The 1,476-nt window shown below is 66.0% G+C and carries 2 protein-coding genes; one reads left to right on the top strand and one right to left on the bottom strand.

Annotation, left to right across the window (positions count from 1 at the left end; genetic code table 11):
- Positions 1–857, bottom strand: an 857-nt coding sequence (gene uxuA, locus EOA33_RS35495; protein ID WP_127407704.1) for a mannonate dehydratase, incomplete at its 3' end; no start/stop codon positions are given.
- Between the two features lie 175 nt (positions 858–1,032).
- On the opposite strand from uxuA, the gene EOA33_RS35490 reads away from it, so the two are divergent.
- Positions 1,033–1,476: SDR family NAD(P)-dependent oxidoreductase (locus tag EOA33_RS35490; RefSeq protein ID WP_127407705.1), on the top strand; the 444-nt coding region annotated here is incomplete at its 3' end.

Below are 1,476 nucleotides of genomic sequence, written 5' to 3'. Positions count from 1 at the left end.
ATCGCGACCAGATCGTTGTCGGCGCGCACGCCGTAGGAGCCGGTGCAGAAGGTCAGGCCGTTGGCCGGGCTGTCGACCGTCTCCAGGATGAAGCGCGCGTCGGCGGCGGTGGAGACGACCCGCGGCAGCCCGAACAGCGAGAAGGGCGGATCGTCCGGGTGGATGCACATGCGCGCCCCGACCTCCTCGGCGACCGGGATGATCTCGCTCAGGAACCAGGCAAGGTTGGCGCGCAGTTCCGCCGGGCCGATGGCGTCGTAGTCGGCGAGCGCGTCGCGCATCGTGTCGCGATTGTACTTGCGCTCGGTGGCCGGCAGGCCGGCGATCAGGTTGCGCTCGACCTTTTCGATCTGCTCGTCGCTCAGGGATTTCAGCCGCGCTTCCGCCTCCTTGAGACGCGCCGGGCTGTAGCTTGCCTCGGCATTCTTGCGCTTCAGCACGAAGACATCGTAGGCGGCGAAGTCGATCGCGTCGAAGCGCAAGGCATAGCCGGTGGTCGGCAGCCGGTACATGAGATCGGTGCGCGTCCAGTCGACCACCGGCATGAAATTGTAGCAGATGGTGGAAATGCCGGCCTTGGCCAGCGCCCGGATCGTGTCCTTGTACCAGCCGGCGTAACGCTGCCGTTCCGCCGCGCCGATCTTGATCGAGTTATGGACGGGAATGCTTTCCACCACCGACCAGGTCAGCCCGGCCGCCTCGATGATGCGCTTGCGCTCGAGGATAGTATCCAGGGGCCAGGCGCTGCCGTCATAGATGTTGTGCAGTGCCGTTACGATGCCGGTCGCTCCGGCCTGCTTGATATGGTCGAGCGTGACCGGATCGTCAGGGCCGTACCAGCGCCAGCATTGTTCCATGACACCCTCTTTTGTGATTCCGGCGGGACCTTATTGTCGGCCGCGACAGGGAGTCAAATCGGGCAGCCGCCGCCCGACGGGATACGCGTTCTTGTCGCCTGTCATCCTGCGCATTATGAGGATCGGCTACGGCGCCGCGCCTGCAAATCCCGGCGACAATCACGGAGTTTCGGCAATGAAGGATTTCGACGGCAAGATCGCCCTGGTGACTGGGACGACCGGGATCGGCCTGGCGAGCGCCAGGCGCCTCGCGGCGGGCGGAGCGGCGATCGTCGCGCTCGGTATCGACGAGAGCGCCAATGCGGCGATGCAGGACGAATTCGACCGCAACGGCGCCGCCGCGCTGGTGGCGACTGTCGATGTATCCGTGCCGGACCAGGTCGCCCAGGCGATCGCCGCCGGTGTCGGCCGCTTCGGCGGTCTGGACGTCATCGTCAATTCCGCCGCGGTGCATCCCTATGGCACCGCGACCAGCACCGACTTCGAGACCTGGAACCGGGCGATGTCCGTCAATGTCGGTTCCATCTACCTCACCGCCCACTACGGCATCCCCGAGATGATCAGGCGCGGCGGCGGCGCCATCGTCAACGTCGCCTCGGTGCAGGGCCCTGCCTGCCAG

Source organism: Mesorhizobium sp. M4A.F.Ca.ET.050.02.1.1, from assembly GCF_003997725.1.
Lineage (GTDB): Bacteria > Pseudomonadota > Alphaproteobacteria > Rhizobiales > Rhizobiaceae > Mesorhizobium.
Note: the sequence above shows the minus strand (reverse complement) of the source record. Positions and strands in the feature narration are given on the sequence as shown.